Consider the following 16,157-nt stretch of genomic DNA (forward strand, 5'->3'; position numbering starts at 1 on the left):
CTACTTCAATCTGATTTGCGACACGCTGGCACCGGCTGGTACCATTGGGAACACGTTTTCTTCTTTTTCAACGATGACCTCCAGCAGGTAAGGCCCATCGTGGGCAAGCATCTGATCGAGGGAATCAGATAGGGTTTCGCGTTCGCTACAGGTGTGGCCTTCCATGCCAAACCCTTTGGCGATCATGACGAAGTTGGGGTTTTGCAGTTCTACGAATGAGTAGCGGCGGCTGTGGAAGAGTTGCTGCCACTGCCGCACCATACCCAGGAAGTTGTTATTTAGGATAATGGCTTTCACCGGCTGCTTATTCTGCACAATGGTGCCCAGTTCCTGCAACGTCATCTGGAAACAGCCATCACCGATAATGGCCACCACCTGCCGGTCGGGAGCGGCTACCTGCGCACCAAAGGCGGCGGGAAGCGCAAAGCCCATTGTACCCATGCCGCCCGATGTAACGAGACTGTTCTTCCGACGGAATTTATAGTACCGAGAGGCCATCATCTGGTGTTGACCAACGTCGGTCACCAGCACGGCATCGCCATTGGTTTTCCGCGACAGCAGGTCGATCACCTCCGCCATTTTGATCTTCTCGGTATCACCCGATAGCTCTGGTGCGGTAATCGCCTCATTCTCGATGGCGTCGTACTTCCTGAACTCGTTGCGCCAAACGGTATGATCGTTTTCGTTGACCAGTGGAATCAACGCTTTCAGGACTTCTTTGGCATCGCCAACAACGGGCGCGTGTGCCTTGATGATCTTGTCGATTTCGGCTGGATCGATTTCGATGTGGACCACCTTCGCCTGCTTGATATATTTGCTGGTATCGCCAGTAACGCGGTCATCGAAACGCATACCGATGGCAATGATCACGTCGGCCTGATCGGTGAGCACGTTGGGGCCGTAGTTGCCGTGCATACCCAGCCAGCCCACGTGGTTCGGATGGTTAGTCGGAATAGTCGATTGACCTAACAACGTTGTGGCTACCGGAATGCCTGTTTTTTCGGCAAACGCCAGCAGTTCTTCTTCAGCTTTGGCGAGTTGAACGCCATGGCCGGCGAAGATATACGGCCGCTTTGCTTCATTGATCAACTTAGCGGCAGCTTCAACCTGATCCATTTTAGGAACCAGGCGTGGCCGATAGCTGATGATTGTCTGACAACGTTCGTACACAAATGGCTGCGTCATCAACTCCAGTTGCGCCGACTTGGTCATGTCGATCAGCACCGGGCCGGGCCGACCAGACTGAGCAATGTAGAATGCCTTAGCCATGATCTCCGGCACCTCATCGGCACTGGTGATCTGGTAATTCCACTTGGTGATCGGCATAGTTACGCCCATCACGTCGGCCTCCTGAAACGCATCGGTACCCAGCAATTTCTTGCCTACCTGCCCCACAATGCACACCAGCGGCGTAGAGTCGATCTGCGCGTCGGCAATAGCGGTAACCAAGTTCGTGGCACCGGGTCCTGATGTCACCAGACACACGCCCGCACGACCCTGCATCCGGGCGTAGCCCTGCGCCGCGTGACCCGCCCCCTGCTCGTGACGCACCAGAATGTGGTTGATCTGGTCCTGAAAATCGTAGAGCGCGTCATACACCGGCATGATAGCTCCGCCAGGATAACCAAAAATGGTATCGACCTTTTCAGCGACAAGAGAGCGCATGAGGGCCTCAGAACCCGACATCAAGTTGATCTCCGTCGGTTCGATTGTTAGTTCAGGTAATACGCTGACCGTTTCCATAGAGTGGTTCAGGTTGTTGATACTGTTCTGTGTTTACTGCCTTCAGGCAACTATTTCTTCGTCGCAATCAAAATCCCGGTCGACCAGGCCATTTTAACCAGGTTCAGGTCATCGCGGCTTTCCAAATCGGCAACGAGCTTGTCGACTTTCTCGGCGTGACCTTCCGGCCAGTTGGGTTGTGGCAGCATATCGTCGATGACGTACATACCACCGGCCGACAACGTACCCAGCGCCGCGTCGAGGTTGGCGTATTTACCGGGCCAGGCATCGGCAAAAATCAAGTCGAACTGCTGGGTTTGATCCGCGTCTTCCAACCACGTACCTGCGTCGGTACACAGCAGTTGTAAACGGGTGTCATCGCCCAGAATATTATCAGCCACGGCCTGATACGTAGCGTCGTTATCAATCGAAATCAGCGACGAATCGGTGTCCATCCCGGCCAGTAGCCATGATGTTGCCAGGCCGGTGCCTGTTCCAATTTCCAACACCCGTGCCTTTGGCTTCGACCCGACCAGCGCTTTCAGCAACGCCCCCGTTTGCAGGTCAGACGGCATTGAAAAGCGAATGGACTTGCTGGCAATTTCTATCGCAGAAAAGCCTTTGGGGAGCGTATGGACGGTGTCGGTATACATCGAATCAGGCAGTTAGACTTCGGTATTTTAAGGCCGTTATCTTGTTGAAATCACTATCATTTGTCGACAGCAACGTAAAGTCATGCACAATGGCCGTAGCCGCAATAATGGCATCGGGCAGTTTCAATCCTTTATAATGCCGACGTAGTTTCACTGTTTGAAGAATGATGGGTTCGGACAGAGGTACTACGGTGGAGCCATTGATGAACTCGCGCACCCGGCTCTCTACTTCTTTGACACCGGTCACCCAACTCAATAATTCTATTCTTGTAATGACTGAAAGAACTGAGTTTGTCTCAACCACATCGGCCATTAAATTGAGTTGATCAAACTCCAATAAACCACTCAGGTATTTGCTATAAGCCGATGTGTCGATCAGACAGGCCTCTCCCATTCGTTCCGCATATCGTCTAATTGCTTTTGCATTTCCAGTCTTTGCTCAAGTGGCAAGTGCGCGAAAGCACCTTTATGCTTACCCAAACCTGTACCCTGTTTTTTGACAGGTACGTCTGTTTTCTCAAAAATGATTACCGCTTTAACGGTCCAGTCCTCCCAGCCTTCCGGAACAGGAATGTGCAGGTCAATGGCTCCGTTTTTGGGTTCAACTGTTTGTTCGATGACGTTCATATGCTTGTTGATTAGCGTTTTATCGGTAACGCAAACTAAGCCTCGTCCGTTACGCAACCCTCGCTGGCTGATTTCACATTTCGGATGTACTTGCCCAATACACCTTTCGTGAATGACGGGGCAGGTTGCGTCCACTGGCTGCGGCGTTCGGCCATTTCTTCGTCCGATATGTGCAGGGTCAGTTCACGACCAACGGCGTCGAGCGTAATCTTGTCGCCATCTTTCACAAACGCAATTGGACCGCCGTCGAACGCTTCAGGCGTTACATGGCCCACTACGAATCCGTGGGTACCACCCGAGAAACGACCATCGGTGATGAGTGCCACTTTATCGCCAAGACCGGCGCCCATAATGGCTGACGTTGGCTTCAGCATTTCGCTCATACCGGGACCTCCTTTCGGGCCACTGTTGCGGATAACGATCACCTGACCGGGCAGAATTTCGCCTTTCGACAGCGCATCGATCACTTCGCCTTCGTGTTCGCACACTTTAGCGGTTCCCTCAAAACGAAGGCCTTCTTTACCTGTGATCTTAGCAACAGAACCCATTGGGGCCAGGTTGCCGCGCAGAATCTGAATGTGGCCTGTGGCCTTGATCGGATTGTTCAGGGGACGAACGATGCTTTGGTTCTCGAAATCCAGCTCGGGAATTTCTTCGAGGTTTTCGGCCACCGTTTTACCCGTTACCGTCAGGCAATCGCCGTGGATCATGCCGTTCTGGTAGAGGTATTTCATCACCGCCGGCACACCGCCAATGGCCAGCATGTCTTCCATGTAATATTTACCGCTCGGCTTTAAATCGGCCAGAAATGGCACCCGGTCGCTGATCGCCTGAATATCATCGAGCGACAGGTCGAGACCAGCCGCACGGGCAATGGCGAGGTAATGCAACACCGCGTTGGTTGAGCCGCCGAGCGCCATTACCACCGTCAGAGCATTCTCCAGCGACTTTTTGGTAATAATATTGGCTGGTGTAATGTTACGCTCAAGCAGAATGCGCATCGCCGCGCCGATCTTTTTGCACTCTTCCTGCTTGCCTTCGTGGGTAGCGGGGTAGCTACTGCTGAATGGCAGGCTCAAGCCCATCGCCTCGATGCTGCTGGCCATGGTGTTGGCCGTGTACATACCCCCGCAAGCCCCCGCGCCGGGAATCGAGTTGCGGATAACGCCCTCGTAATCTTCGTCGGAAATGTTACCCGCGTACTTCTTACCAAGGGCCTCAAACGCCGACACGATGTCGAGTTTCTGTCCTTTATAATGGCCCGACCGAATGGTGCCGCCGTAGACCATGATACCGGGCCGATCAAGACGAGCCATAGCCATAATCGCGCCGGGCATGTTTTTGTCGCAACCAACTACGGTCACGACCCCGTCATACCACTGCGCCATCACAACCGATTCAATGCTATCGGCAATGAGGTCGCGGCTGGGCAACGAGTAGCGCATGCCGTCGTTGCCGTTGGTCATGCCGTCTGATACGCCGATGGTGTTAAAGATCAACCCAACTAGCCCGTTCGCCTGAATACCCTGTTTCACGTAGACAGCCAACCCGTTGAGGTGCATGTTGCAGGTGTTGCCTTCGTAGCCCGTGCTGGCAATGCCAATTTGGGGCTTATGCATGTCTTCAGCAGTCAACCCTACGCCATAGAGCATGGCTTTAGCGGCGGGGTTGTCCATTTTCTGGGTAAGCGTCTGACTGAACCGGTTCAGTTGCGTGGCAGGAGCGTCTGTAATCATTATCCTTTTAGCGAAATTTCGCTGATTGCGTAATCACGCTGTAAAGGAACAGGGTTCCGCTTAATTACGCAAGCATTTTTAGCCCAAAATCGTGTTCACATTGAATTTTCATCATATCATACCCAAAAACAAGCCCCCAATCATAGACGCAAACACGCCTATAGTTGAGGGCTTCTGTATGTACATACTATGGAGAAGTTAAACCGGGGCAAGTAACTGATCAACGCTTATTTGAAAATCAGGGAGTACCGGAGCGGCCGAACATACATCGGCTTCCAGACAAATGGTTACTCGACGGCGTGATGTGTACACATATACAACCTCCTGCTCGGGCAGGATATTCCAGATCACCTGTACGCCCGCTTTAAAGTACTCCGTGATCTTATCTTCGAGTTTGTACGCCTGATCTGTTTCAGAGATGACCTCGACCACAAAGGCCGGAATAACGTCTTCTCCCTGCCGCCCGCGCTGTATTTGGTCATCGGTGAAATACGCAATGTCAGGCCGACGCATTTGAATAGCTGTTAGCATTACGTCTGGTTCAGCCATAAATGCACCTGTTTGATGATAACCCTTTTCGTAAAAGAGCTTACTCAGTATGTTATATATGTAGTATTGTCTCTTCTTCATTCCCGAGAAGCGAATTAACTCGCCATCATTCCACTCGTATTTAAATCCATCAGTTGGTTCCCAATTAATGAAGTCGTTGAGCGTCTGGGGCAAAGCCAGGGCAGGAGTCTGTACCATGACATCGGTTGTTTGTAACGAATATAGCAAAAAACGATAGACGAGTGCAGCGGGTTCAACCTATGCATAGGCTTGGCAATGCCCTGCTTACGTACCTTTGTATGAGGGGCAGCCAGGTACGTTGGTTAGCTCGTTATCTACCTACTTATTCATCAATACTTGTGCAACCATACATTGTTGGCATTACCGGCGGTAGCGCTTCCGGTAAAACGTCGTTCCTAAAAGGCTTGCTGAATGCCTTTCCAGCCCATCAGGTATGCCTGATTTCGCAGGACAACTATTACCGAAGCCTCGACCAAATCGCTGTCGATGATCAGGGCATTCACAATTTTGATATGCCCGAAACGATCGATCATCACCTGTACGCAGAGCATATCGGGCAGCTTCGCCGGGGCGAAACGGTGAAGCAGAAGGAATACACCTTTAATAACCCCGACGTTACGCCCGCGATTTTGACTTTCGAGCCCGCGCCCATTATTGTGGTTGAAGGCATTTTCGTGTTCCACTTCCGGGAGCTATCCGACCAGATGGACCTGAAGATTTTTATCGACGCTAAAAACAGTATTAAACTGGAACGCCGGGTAAAACGCGATGCCGAAGAGCGTGGCTACGACCTCGACGATGTGATGTACCGCTGGAAAAACCACGTGAAGCCCACCTACAAGCAGTTCATCAAGCCCTATCGCGCCGAAGCGGATATCGTCATTCCGAATAACATCCACTACCAGAAGGGCCTGAACGTAGTCATTGAATACCTGAAAGCAAAAATTGCCTAGACAAATGAAATGGTACCGCAGCGGCGGACCGTGCGGATTTAATGGTACGCGGATTGTTTTAGATGAAACGGATTTACACGGATTTTGAATTGAAGCGGATACGTAGCCTGAGCAGAGCCAATCTGTTTTAATCCAAAATCCGCTTAATCCCCTTAATCCGCGTACCATTAAATCCGCGTACTATCGAATTCGCGTACCATCCATCTCACGATTGGCACAAAAATTGAATGGCGATAAGAATAACTAGTGTTATTCTTATCGCCATTTTCATGAAAAGCCTGTTACTCTTCATTCTGACGTGCCTCGCCTTCGTTGGCGTATTCCTCACCGTTTCGGCCAGCCTGTTTATTATTGGCGCTATGGCTGTCTATGTACTTGGTCGGCGACTGTTCGGTTTATCACGACCCGTTGCCTCGTAGGTTTTCGGCCGACACAACGGCCGTCCGTGTGCGCACGGGCGAGACCATGAAAAAGCCCACAGCGGCCGGGCCACCTTCCTTCTGATTTCTGATGTTGGTAGGCACGTTCGATGGTGGCGTGGCAAAAAGCCCTGTGTTCTGCAACTGTGCCGTTAGCAACTCCCAGAACAGGTAACCGTCGAACCCAATTGAACGTAACTCGACCCGGACCGTATCATTCAAGTCATACAAATTCTCGGGATTGATCGACTGGCGAATGGGCCGGATAAACATCAGTCCATCCGTGTTGGCACTGCCCCGGAAAGCGCCATTATAGGCTATTGTAATATCCTGCGGGCGGTTTTGCAATTCGCCATTCCGATAAAATCGGATGTAGTAATAATCGACCGCACCGGGCAGATCGGTGGCGTAGAACTGTGCCTGATAGCCTTCCTCGCTAGAGATTGGGTTCACCTTCTCCTTGGTAAACGTCAATGAATCGATATTGGGAATGCGAGGCATCTGCGTAAATGCCACGTAGCTTTCTCCCTGGTAATTGATACCTAGTCCGTAGGTACGTCCTATAACACCGATTCGGGTGGTGTCCTGCGCACTAGCTGGTTTCCAGGTATATACGCCGTCGTTATCAGGGTCAGTAAACGTAAATACCCGGCCCGTATTATCGCCTACCGTGACGCTGGCATTGAGTACAGGCGTTGGTGCGGCGTTATTAAAATAATTGGTTGTCTGAGTAAGCCGAATTTGCTGCTCCCCCGCCTGATCAGTAAGCCAGGCGTCGACCGCCAGTTGAGATGGCGCCGAGGGTATACTGGTGTCGATGACGGTTTCGCAGCTACTCAGCAATACCGCGCTCACCAGCAACGTACCCAGCAGTTGTATAGATTTATTGAAAGATTTCATGACGATTCCGTGTGGCCAGGCCGATTAAAACTTGAAGTTGTAGGTAACGGATGGAATGACGGTGGCGAACACCGAGTATCGGATGGCCTGCGTCTGAATGATATTTTCAGGGTTGGCCTGGTAATATTCGGAGAACGGGTTTTTACGGCCATACACGTTGTAGACCGAGAAAACCCAACTGTCTTCATTACGTCGTCCGGGTTTCCGACGTCCCTGCAAGGTAGCCGCCAGATCGAGGCGGTGATAAGGTCGAATGCGGTAGTTGTTGCGTACATCACTGGGGTTGGTACCCACGGCAATGTTTTGGAATCTGTACTGATTTGTGAAGAAGGTAGCGGGCGTACCGGTGGCGTACGCGAACGTACCTGAAAAACTCCACCGCTTGGAGCGGGCAGGATCATACAGCGCTACCACGTTCATAGTATGGCGTTTATCAAAACGGGTTGGATACCAGTTGTTCTCGTTTACGCCCTGCACCAGCCGCTCGGTTTTAGCCAGCGTGTAGCTTACCCAGCCATTGATTTGCCCTTTACTTTTCCGCAGGTAAAACTCTGCGCCGTAGGCCCGGCCTTTGCCCGTCAGCAGGTCGCCCTCCAGGAACTGGTTCAGCACCAGATTGGCCTGATCAATGTAATCAATCTGGTTTTGCAACGACTTGTAATACACCTCCACCGACGCTTCGAACAGATTACCCCCCTCTCCACCGAAGTTGCGAAAATAACCGGCCGCCACCTGATCGGCCAATTGCGGGGCTACGTTGTTGGTCGAGGGCGTCCAGACATCAAGGGGCGTCGATGCCGTGGTATTTGATAGCAGGTGTACATACTGCGCCAGCCGGTTATAACTTAATTTTAGGGAGCTACCGGCGGTCAGATCATACTTCATGGCGAAGCGTGGCTCCAGATTTCCGTACGTTTTAATGGTTTCTCCCGCCTTGTACGTTTTCGTCTCCGTTACAGGCCGGCTGCGTGTACCGGGCGCTGGTGACTCACCAAAGGTGTACACCTCACCCGGCCCCAGATACTGGTAGAACGAGTAGCGCAACCCGTATTGAAGTTGTAATCGGGATGTGGCTTGCTGTTCGTTACCTACGTACAGCGAATTTTCGAGCGCGTATTTACTTTTCAGGCCAAACGTACGAATCACCCCCGCGCTTGCTGCGGTGGCCGTACCGGGTTGAAAGTCATATAGTAATGCCTGTCCGCCGAAAGTGATGGTGTTTTTGTTCCAGTACAGCGTAAAATCGGGCTTAATGCTATAGTTGACGATTTTGGCATTCGTACGGAAATAATCCCGGGCGTTTTCCGGCTTCTGACGAAGGTCAGAATCCAGCGAGTAATCGTAGTTACTGTAGAAGGCCGTGGTGTTCAGAAACAGCTTATCGCTAAACACTTTGTTCCAGCGAAGCGAAGTGGTCGCGTTTCCCCAGTTGAAGCCAAAGTCAGCCCCGAACACGTCGCGCCCAAAATAGCCCGACAGGAAAATCGTGTTTTTCTCGTTGAGCCGTACGTTCCCTTTCGCCGTGAGGTCGTAAAAATAGAATTGCGACCCTTTCAGATCGCCCGTCAGAAAAGGCTGCGCCAGCACGTCGGCATACGACCGGCGACCCGCCACGATAAACGAGCCTTTCCCTTTAAACAATGGCCTTTCGTAGGATAAACGACTAAAAATCAACCCAATACCTCCGTTCAGTTCGCCTTTTTTCGAGTTTCCTTCTTTCAGGCGAACATCCAGAATAGAGGCAATACGACCGCCATACAGGGCAGGAATACCACCTTTTATGAGCTTTACATCTTTAACGGCGTCGGGGTTGAAGACCGAGAAAAAGCCGAACAAGTGCGATGAGTTATACACTGGCGCTTCGTCGAGCAACACCAGGTTTTGGTCAATACCACCGCCGCGCACGTTGAAACCGGTGGCCCCTTCGCCCACCGTAGATACGCCCGGCAGCAGTTGAATGCTCCGCACCACATCGACCTCGCCCAAAAGGGCTGGAATACGTTGAATAGTCTTGATATCGACCCGATTCACGCTCATCTCGATGTTTTTCACGTTGTCATCATCGCGCCGCGTCGACACGACGAGTTCTTTCAGGTCACGGCCCTCTTCTCTGAGCTCCAGATCCAGTCGTACATTTTGATCGGTGAGCGTGACTGTACGGGTTTCTTTTTCGTACCCAACATAGGTGATCACAAAGGTATACGTGCCTTTAGGCAGCGTAACGGCGTAGAACCCGTAGTTGTTGGTTACGGCTCCCGTGGCACTTTCCTTGCTGTAGACCGATACGCCAATCAGCCCTTCGCCATTCGACGCGTCTTTTACGTACCCATTAACGGTAAGCCTGTCCTGTGCTTGCGTACCAACCGCTAATCCGATGAGGATCAGCGACGTAAAAAAAATAAGTATAGATTTCATTCCTGTGCTGGTCGTGTCCGGTGAATCAAATTAATAACGGTGAGGGCATACTATTTGTTAGTACTACACCAAAAGTATAGTATGCTGCTTGGGCGTATGTTAAGAAATAGATAAAACCGCGATTTTTCGGGGTAGGCGGTCAGTATTACGGTATAAAACCAAGAAACGGCTCATGCATCGATTCATCTCCCTGTCGCTTTTCCTGCTCCTGTACAGTCAGTTGGCAACGGGGCAGTCGCTGTTGTGGCAGATCTCGGGCAACGGACTCGAAAAGCCCTCGTACCTGTTTGGCACCTACCATATTCTGCGCGATAGTTACCTAAAACAGGATTCGCTCACCCGGCATCATTTCGAGCAGGCGGAGGGAGTTGTAGTAGAGATGGTATTCGATGCATCGGCCGCCGGGAAGGTTAGGCAGTACGCTACGATGGCCGACAATAACCTAATTCGGCTCATCGACGCAACCGATTACAAACTGGTAGCCGACGAATTCAATACCGTAACGGGGCAGGAGCTTTCGTTCTATAATCAGTTTAAGCCCATCATCATTTCCACAGCGCTCAGTGTGGCCTACGCCCGCCAACGGTCCGATACGCTTACCAAATTTTCGGGCCAACCCATCGATCTGTATTTTGTGAAACAGGCCCAGGCCGCGCAAAAGCCACTAACGGGCCTTGAAACATTGGAAGAGCAACTAATGCTGCTCTATGATCGGCAGCCCGTTGAGCAACAGGCCGAGCAGTTGGTCAGGATGGTGAAGCAGAAAAACGACCCCAAGCCCCAGAACACTAATCTAACCGACATGTATCTGCGCGCCGACCTCAACGGTATGTGGGCCCTATTTCAACGCGAAAGCGACAGCCCCGCCGATCTCTACGCGCTAATCGACAGCCGTAACCTCCGCTGGATGAGTCAACTTACGCCACTGATGGCCCAGCGTTCGACTTTCGTTGCCGTGGGTGTTGGTCACCTCCCCGGCCCCAATGGTTTGTTAAACCTCCTCCAAAAAGCTGGGTACGTTGTTCAGGCGGTGAAGTGAGTCAACGTGGAACGTACCCAGCTTTTTGAGATTACTCTGTCTCCTCAATTCGCCAGGTTGAGTAAGCGGCAACGCACAGCGCAATCAAAACGCCTACGCCGGGAATAAGCGCCAGCAAACAAAGCCAGGGACTTTGACCTGATTTTTTAAAAATCATCCAGAGCGGCAATATTGGGAATATAGGTGCAAGAATGAAGAACAGGAAAATGAGCAGCATCTCTTGTCCCCCAAGGCCTATTAAAGCTAACATCCGTTTGTGCGTAAATTGGTGATGGATCGTCTGCTGGGCATACATTGCCCATCGATCACATCACAAGCATAAACGGTTTTGGCGAGATATACTAACAAACTGATTAGACGTCTTTTCCATCCCCTTCCAACTGCTTGTCAGAACGCCAATTTCCCCTGTTCAGCAGTCGTTATTACGCATCCTGCTTTTCGATTTTCTTGATGAGCCGTTTGGCTTCTTTGTCGTCTTTTTCGGGGAAGGTAACGGGCAGCGATTCGAGTACTTCGGTCATGATGTGGGCGATGATGAGCTGCTGATTATCACGATCGTCGCTTGGAATGACGTACCAGGGTGCAGATTTGGTGGCGGTGGCATTAATCGCGTCTTCGTAGGCAGTCATGTAGTCGGCCCATTCTTCGCGTTCCACCAAATCGCTATCGCTAAGCTTCCACTGCTTTTCATCGTCCTGCAGGCGGGCAATGAGGCGTTGGCCCTGCTCTTTTTTCGAGACGTGCAGGTAGAATTTCACCACTCGAAACCCGTTGCGATGCAGGTAGTCTTCAAAGTAAGCCAAATCAGCGTAACGATCTTTCCAGAGTTTAGGCAGATTGTTCATAAACTCCTCAGGTACGTTGCCTTCTTCGAGCCGTTCGGGGTGTACTTTCAGCGCCAGTACTTCCTCGTAATAGGTTCGGTTGAAAATGCCGATGGTGCCGCGCTCAGGCATTTTTTGCCAGAACCGCCACATGAAATCGTGGGCCAGGTCTTCTTTCCCCGGTTTCTTGAACGACGCAATCTTAAACCGCGACGGGTTAACGCCCTTAAATACGTGCCGGATGCTGCTATCTTTTCCCCCCGCGTCCATCGCCTGAAACAGCACGACTAAGCCGTATTTCTCATGGGCGTGCATCTGGTTCTGCGCCTGATCCATCCGGCTGCTCAGTTCGTCCAGTTGCCGGGTGCGGTCTTCCTCGTCGGTGTAGAACGGATCAACGAGCGTTGGTGTGTTCTTGTAGGAATAGGGCTTTGCACCGTTGAACCGGAACGTACCTGAATTAAACTTTTTCATGTGTTGAGTTTGTATGAGCAGCCTTACTCGTTCAGCTTTGGAATCAGCTTTTGCAACGCATCGAAACGTGCCTGATCGGGCTTTACATCGTTGAGCTGCAGCTTTTTGAGTTCGGTAATCAGAATACGGCCTACAATGAGGCGCATGTTCTTTTTGTCGTCGGCGGGCACCACATACCACGGCGCTTTTTTGGTGGCTGTTTCGTTGATGGCGTCTTCAAAAGCCGTCTGATAATCGTCCCAGAATTCCCGTTCGGCAACATCCTGCTCCTCGAATTTCCAATTCTTTTCCGGGTCTTCAATGCGGGCAATCAGGCGTTTGGCTTGTTCTTTCTTCGAGACGTTCAGAAAGAATTTGATGGTTGGAAACCCATTCCGGGCCAGGTGCTTTTCCATGTCGACGATCGACTTGTAGCGGTGTTTCCAAACCTTGTCCAGATCCTCGGTTAGTTCGGAGGGTATCAACTGACTATCGGTCAAAATTTCGGGGTGTACCTTCACCACCAGTACTTCTTCATAATACGACCGGTTGAAAATGCCAATGGTGCCGCGTTCAGGCAAATGCCTGTAAGTACGCCACAGCCAGTCGTGCTCGAGTTCTTCGGCAGACGGTCGTTTAAATGAATGCACCCGAATCCCCATTGGGTTGGTGCCCGTAAATACATGTTGAATGGTTCCGTCTTTACCGGCCGCGTCCATGGCCTGAAAAATAGCCAGTATACCATACCGGTTGTCGGCGTACATCTGATTTTGCAGAGCGTCTATTTCAGCGGCCTGTTCGCGAAGCCGGAGGGAGTAATCAGCATCGTCGGCGTACCAATCGTCGATCTTGGTGTCAGACTTTTTGACGGAGAATTTAGATGAACCGTCGTAACGGAACGCGTCGATATCTATCATTAATTTATGTTTTGTACACGGATTATAATGGGAACACGTATTAAGGGGATTGAACGGATTCGCGCAGATTTTTGGATTAAACTAGATTGGCTCTGCTAAAGGAAAGATCAGCGCAAATCCTTTTAATCCGTGTGTCCATTGAAATCAGCGTAAATCCCTTTTAAATCCGCGAGATCCGCGTACCCATCATCATCATTCGCGTACCATCCTCTCAATCGTGGGAGCAAACTTATACGTATCTACTCCTGTTCTATCAGTAAGCAATTTAACCGTAAAACAACCCAAATGGTTATTCCTCAAATCGACACCCGAACCGGTCTTCGACTCCGTCTGTTGCTTGCTACCTGGTTTGCGGCCTTCGGCCTGTTGGTATCCGGCGCGGTTGCTCAATCGACTACATCTGTAAAAAAGCAACGAATGAATTCTCAACAGACACCCTCAACCGCATCGGTTGAAAAGGCCACCTTTGGCACCGGTTGTTTCTGGTGCACAGAAGCCATGTTTGAAACCCTCGACGGTGTAAAAGCGGCCGTATCGGGTTATGAAGGCGGGCAGGTGAAGAACCCGACATATAAGCAGGTCTGCGAAGGCACAACCGGCCACGCCGAGTGCGTAGAGGTGACTTACGACCCAACTAAAGTGACCTACGCCGAACTGCTCGAAGCGTTTTTCCGTAGCCACGACCCAACCAGCCTGAACCGGCAGGGTGCCGACGTAGGTACACAATACCGGTCGGTGGTTTTCTACCATAACGATGAGCAAAAGCGCATTGCCGAAACCGCCAAAGCCGAACTCGACAAGTCGGGCGCCTACCCCAAGCCGATCGTAACGGAGATTAGCCCCGCCACCACGTTTTACGAAGCGGAGGCCTATCACCAGAATTACTTCGCCCAGAACCCCGACCAGGGCTACTGCGCCTTCGTAATCGCCCCCAAACTCGATAAGTTTAAAAAAGTATTTAAAGAGAAACTGAAAGCCGACGCGGTTCACTAGAAACGCGCAATGCCATACTGACTACAACAGAAGAGCCCGTCAAGGGCTTTTTTGTTGACTATACAATCGATGCGGGCTCATATTGACGATTCCAGAGTACGTTGCTGTGGTTGACGAACCGGTTGGTTATCAGTAGTAAATCACCTTGGCGGGGTTCTTTTGGGGCAAACTCATAGGCAAGTGCCTACTACACCCTTAACGAACGTTCGACCATGAAACCGTCAAGACGAAACTTCATACAATCACTAGGCATCGGCGTAGCTGGCCTGGGTACGTCTCACCAACTCGTTGCGGCTGGCGTGAAGCCACAAAAAGGAAAGAAGCCCTCGGCCGATGATCAGATTCTGTTTGTAGGCGATAACATAGCCGTTGCCAACACGCAATACGGCAAAGTGAGAGGGTTTATTCTGCGGGGCATCAATCAATTTCTAGGTATTCCCTACGGAGCCGATACGTCGGGGAAGAATCGGTTTATGCCGCCGCAAAAACCTGTGGCCTGGACCGACATTCGCCCGGCATTGTGGTGGGGCAACTCAGCGCCCCAGATCATGGAGAAACGCTACGCCAATACCTACGCCTCGTTTGTCGACCACTGGAATTACGACGATGTGTCGGAAGACTGCCTGAAACTGAACGTCTGGACACCAGCGCTGGATAGCCAGAAACGGCCGGTCATTGTCTGGCTACACGGCGGTGGCTTCGTCAACGGAAATGCGATCGAGCAGGATGGTTATCATGGCGAAAACCTGTCGCGGTTGGGCAACGTCGTTTTCTGTTCCATCAATCACCGGTTGGGTGCCCTGGGCTATAGTAACCTCAAAGCCGCTGGTGGTCATGCTGCTTCGGGCAATGTCGGCAATCTGGATATGGTGGCTGCGCTTGAATGGGTCAAGAGCAACATTGCCAATTTCGGCGGCGATCCTGCGAACGTAACCATCATCGGGCAGTCGGGCGGAGGAGCCAAGGTGACAACGCTGATGAATATGCCCGCTGCGAAGGGGTTGTTTCATAAGGCTGTGGCGCTGAGCGGAAGCTCGTTGTCAGGCACCAATAAAGAATACGCCGAAAAGCTGGGCCTCAGGGTCATGCAGGAAGCTGGTTTACAACTAGGCGAGATTGACAAGCTCCAGCAGATTCCGTGGCGAGACTACATCGACATTGCCAACCGGGCGGTCGAAAAAATGGCCGACGACGCCAGAAAGATGGGCATACAGCGGGGCGGTTTTTCGCCCGTAGCCGACGGAACGTACCTGAACGAGGGGCCTTTCTTCACAGACCCCAATCACTTTTCGGCCAGCATTCCTCTGATGATCTGCTCGACCTTCCACGAGCAAAACCCCGACCGGACCGATGCCAGTCTGGAAAGCATCTCGCTCGACGGTGTAAAGGAAAAACTGAAGTCCCGCTTTGGCGACAAGACAGGCACTATTGTGGATGCCTACGCCCGGAACTTCCCCAAAGCACGTCCTATCGAGCTTTGGGCGTTGGTGGTTTCTAACCGAAAGAACGCCGTTGCCGCTGCCGATGCAAAGGCGTCGGGCCAAAAAGCGCCCGTTTATGTAGCCTGGTTTGGCTGGCAACCCCCACTCTTCGACGGGCGGATGCGGGCTTTCCACTGCGACGACATCTGTTTCTGGTTCTACAACACCGATCTGATGCTAACGCACACGGGCGGTGGCAAACGTCCAAGAGCTTTGTCTGAGAAGATGGCGGGCTCCTTCCTTAATTTTGTAAAGACTGGCAACCCAAACGGAGGTGGTTTACCCAACTGGAAGCCCTACACCGTTCAGAACGGAGAAACCATGATTCTTGACGATACCTCGGCGCTGGTCAACGACCCGGACCGCGAGGCCCGGAAAGCGCTGGCGTAAACGACCTGCGAGGTCTGCCCCCCGCCAGCCTGAAATCGGTCATGCCCGGCTCCTTACACGAACAA

At 51.7% G+C, this 16,157-nt stretch carries 16 protein-coding genes; 5 read left to right on the forward strand and 11 right to left on the reverse strand.

Annotation, left to right across the window (positions count from 1 at the left end):
- The 6 genes from ilvB to ACAW87_RS15745 all read right to left on the reverse strand — a co-directional run bounded on the left by ilvB (nucleotide 1) and on the right by ACAW87_RS15745 (nucleotide 5,485).
- Nucleotides 1-1,743, reverse strand: a complete 1,743-nt coding sequence (gene ilvB / locus ACAW87_RS15720; protein ID WP_370724520.1) for a biosynthetic-type acetolactate synthase large subunit — start codon at nucleotides 1,741-1,743, stop codon at nucleotides 1-3.
- A gap of 50 nt (nucleotides 1,744-1,793) precedes the next feature.
- Entirely contained in the window at nucleotides 1,794-2,375 is a 582-nt protein-coding gene (locus ACAW87_RS15725; protein ID WP_370724522.1) for an O-methyltransferase, read from the reverse strand.
- Between the two features lie 4 nt (nucleotides 2,376-2,379).
- The gene (locus tag ACAW87_RS15730; protein ID WP_370724524.1) at nucleotides 2,380-2,769 is read right to left on the reverse strand and encodes a type II toxin-antitoxin system VapC family toxin; all 390 of its coding nucleotides are present in this window, start codon (nucleotides 2,767-2,769) and stop codon (nucleotides 2,380-2,382) included.
- Nucleotides 2,751-3,002, reverse strand: a complete 252-nt coding sequence (locus tag ACAW87_RS15735) for a hypothetical protein (protein WP_370724526.1) — start codon at nucleotides 3,000-3,002, stop codon at nucleotides 2,751-2,753. Before ACAW87_RS15735 ends, ACAW87_RS15730 begins: the two co-directional genes overlap by 19 nt.
- Before the next feature lie 35 nt (nucleotides 3,003-3,037).
- On the reverse strand, nucleotides 3,038-4,738 hold the full coding sequence (gene ilvD / locus ACAW87_RS15740) for a dihydroxy-acid dehydratase (protein WP_370724528.1): 1,701 nt from the start codon (nucleotides 4,736-4,738) through the stop codon (nucleotides 3,038-3,040).
- Nucleotides 4,739-4,936: 198 nt separating this feature from the next.
- Nucleotides 4,937-5,485, reverse strand: coding sequence for a Uma2 family endonuclease (locus tag ACAW87_RS15745; protein WP_370724530.1), 549 nt, complete (start codon nucleotides 5,483-5,485; stop codon nucleotides 4,937-4,939).
- 161 nt (nucleotides 5,486-5,646) lie between these two features.
- On the opposite strand from ACAW87_RS15745, the gene udk reads away from it, so the two are divergent.
- Nucleotides 5,647-6,261, forward strand: a complete 615-nt coding sequence (gene udk / locus ACAW87_RS15750) for a uridine kinase (RefSeq protein WP_370724531.1) — start codon at nucleotides 5,647-5,649, stop codon at nucleotides 6,259-6,261.
- Between the two features lie 269 nt (nucleotides 6,262-6,530).
- Nucleotides 6,531-6,680 (forward strand): hypothetical protein, encoded by a 150-nt coding sequence (locus ACAW87_RS15755; RefSeq protein WP_370724533.1) that lies wholly within the window; start codon nucleotides 6,531-6,533, stop codon nucleotides 6,678-6,680.
- On the opposite strand, the gene ACAW87_RS15760 is transcribed toward ACAW87_RS15755, so the two are convergent.
- The gene (locus ACAW87_RS15760) at nucleotides 6,660-7,580 is read right to left on the reverse strand and encodes a DUF4249 domain-containing protein (protein WP_370724535.1); all 921 of its coding nucleotides are present in this window, start codon (nucleotides 7,578-7,580) and stop codon (nucleotides 6,660-6,662) included. The genes ACAW87_RS15755 and ACAW87_RS15760 overlap by 21 nt on opposite strands.
- A gap of 24 nt (nucleotides 7,581-7,604) precedes the next feature.
- Entirely contained in the window at nucleotides 7,605-9,995 is a 2,391-nt protein-coding gene (locus ACAW87_RS15765; protein WP_370724537.1) for a TonB-dependent receptor, read from the reverse strand.
- Between the two features lie 172 nt (nucleotides 9,996-10,167).
- Between ACAW87_RS15765 and ACAW87_RS15770 the strand changes: the two genes are divergently transcribed.
- The gene (locus ACAW87_RS15770) at nucleotides 10,168-11,034 is read left to right on the forward strand and encodes a TraB/GumN family protein (protein WP_370724538.1); all 867 of its coding nucleotides are present in this window, start codon (nucleotides 10,168-10,170) and stop codon (nucleotides 11,032-11,034) included.
- A 31-nt stretch (nucleotides 11,035-11,065) separates the two neighbouring features.
- Here ACAW87_RS15770 and ACAW87_RS15775 read toward each other — a convergent pair whose 3' ends face one another.
- The 3 genes from ACAW87_RS15775 to ACAW87_RS15785 form a co-directional block, all read right to left on the reverse strand.
- The gene (locus ACAW87_RS15775; protein ID WP_370724540.1) at nucleotides 11,066-11,284 is read right to left on the reverse strand and encodes a hypothetical protein; all 219 of its coding nucleotides are present in this window, start codon (nucleotides 11,282-11,284) and stop codon (nucleotides 11,066-11,068) included.
- 172 nt (nucleotides 11,285-11,456) lie between these two features.
- The gene (locus ACAW87_RS15780) at nucleotides 11,457-12,332 is read right to left on the reverse strand and encodes a PPK2 family polyphosphate kinase (RefSeq protein WP_370724542.1); all 876 of its coding nucleotides are present in this window, start codon (nucleotides 12,330-12,332) and stop codon (nucleotides 11,457-11,459) included.
- 23 nt (nucleotides 12,333-12,355) lie between these two features.
- Complete coding sequence (locus ACAW87_RS15785) at nucleotides 12,356-13,228, reverse strand: PPK2 family polyphosphate kinase (RefSeq protein WP_370724544.1); 873 nt, start codon at nucleotides 13,226-13,228, stop codon at nucleotides 12,356-12,358.
- A gap of 417 nt (nucleotides 13,229-13,645) precedes the next feature.
- Between ACAW87_RS15785 and msrA the strand changes: the two genes are divergently transcribed.
- Together msrA and ACAW87_RS15795 are read left to right on the forward strand one after the other, a co-directional pair.
- Entirely contained in the window at nucleotides 13,646-14,221 is a 576-nt protein-coding gene (gene msrA, locus ACAW87_RS15790) for a peptide-methionine (S)-S-oxide reductase MsrA (RefSeq protein ID WP_370724712.1), read from the forward strand.
- A 212-nt stretch (nucleotides 14,222-14,433) separates the two neighbouring features.
- A complete protein-coding gene (locus tag ACAW87_RS15795) occupies nucleotides 14,434-16,092 on the forward strand; it encodes a carboxylesterase/lipase family protein (RefSeq protein WP_370724546.1) in 1,659 nt (552 codons plus the stop codon).
- Nucleotides 16,093-16,157: the final 65 nt, after the last annotated feature.

Source organism: Fibrella aquatica (assembly GCF_041321135.1).
Taxonomy (GTDB): Bacteria; Bacteroidota; Bacteroidia; order Cytophagales; family Spirosomataceae; genus Fibrella; species Fibrella aquatica.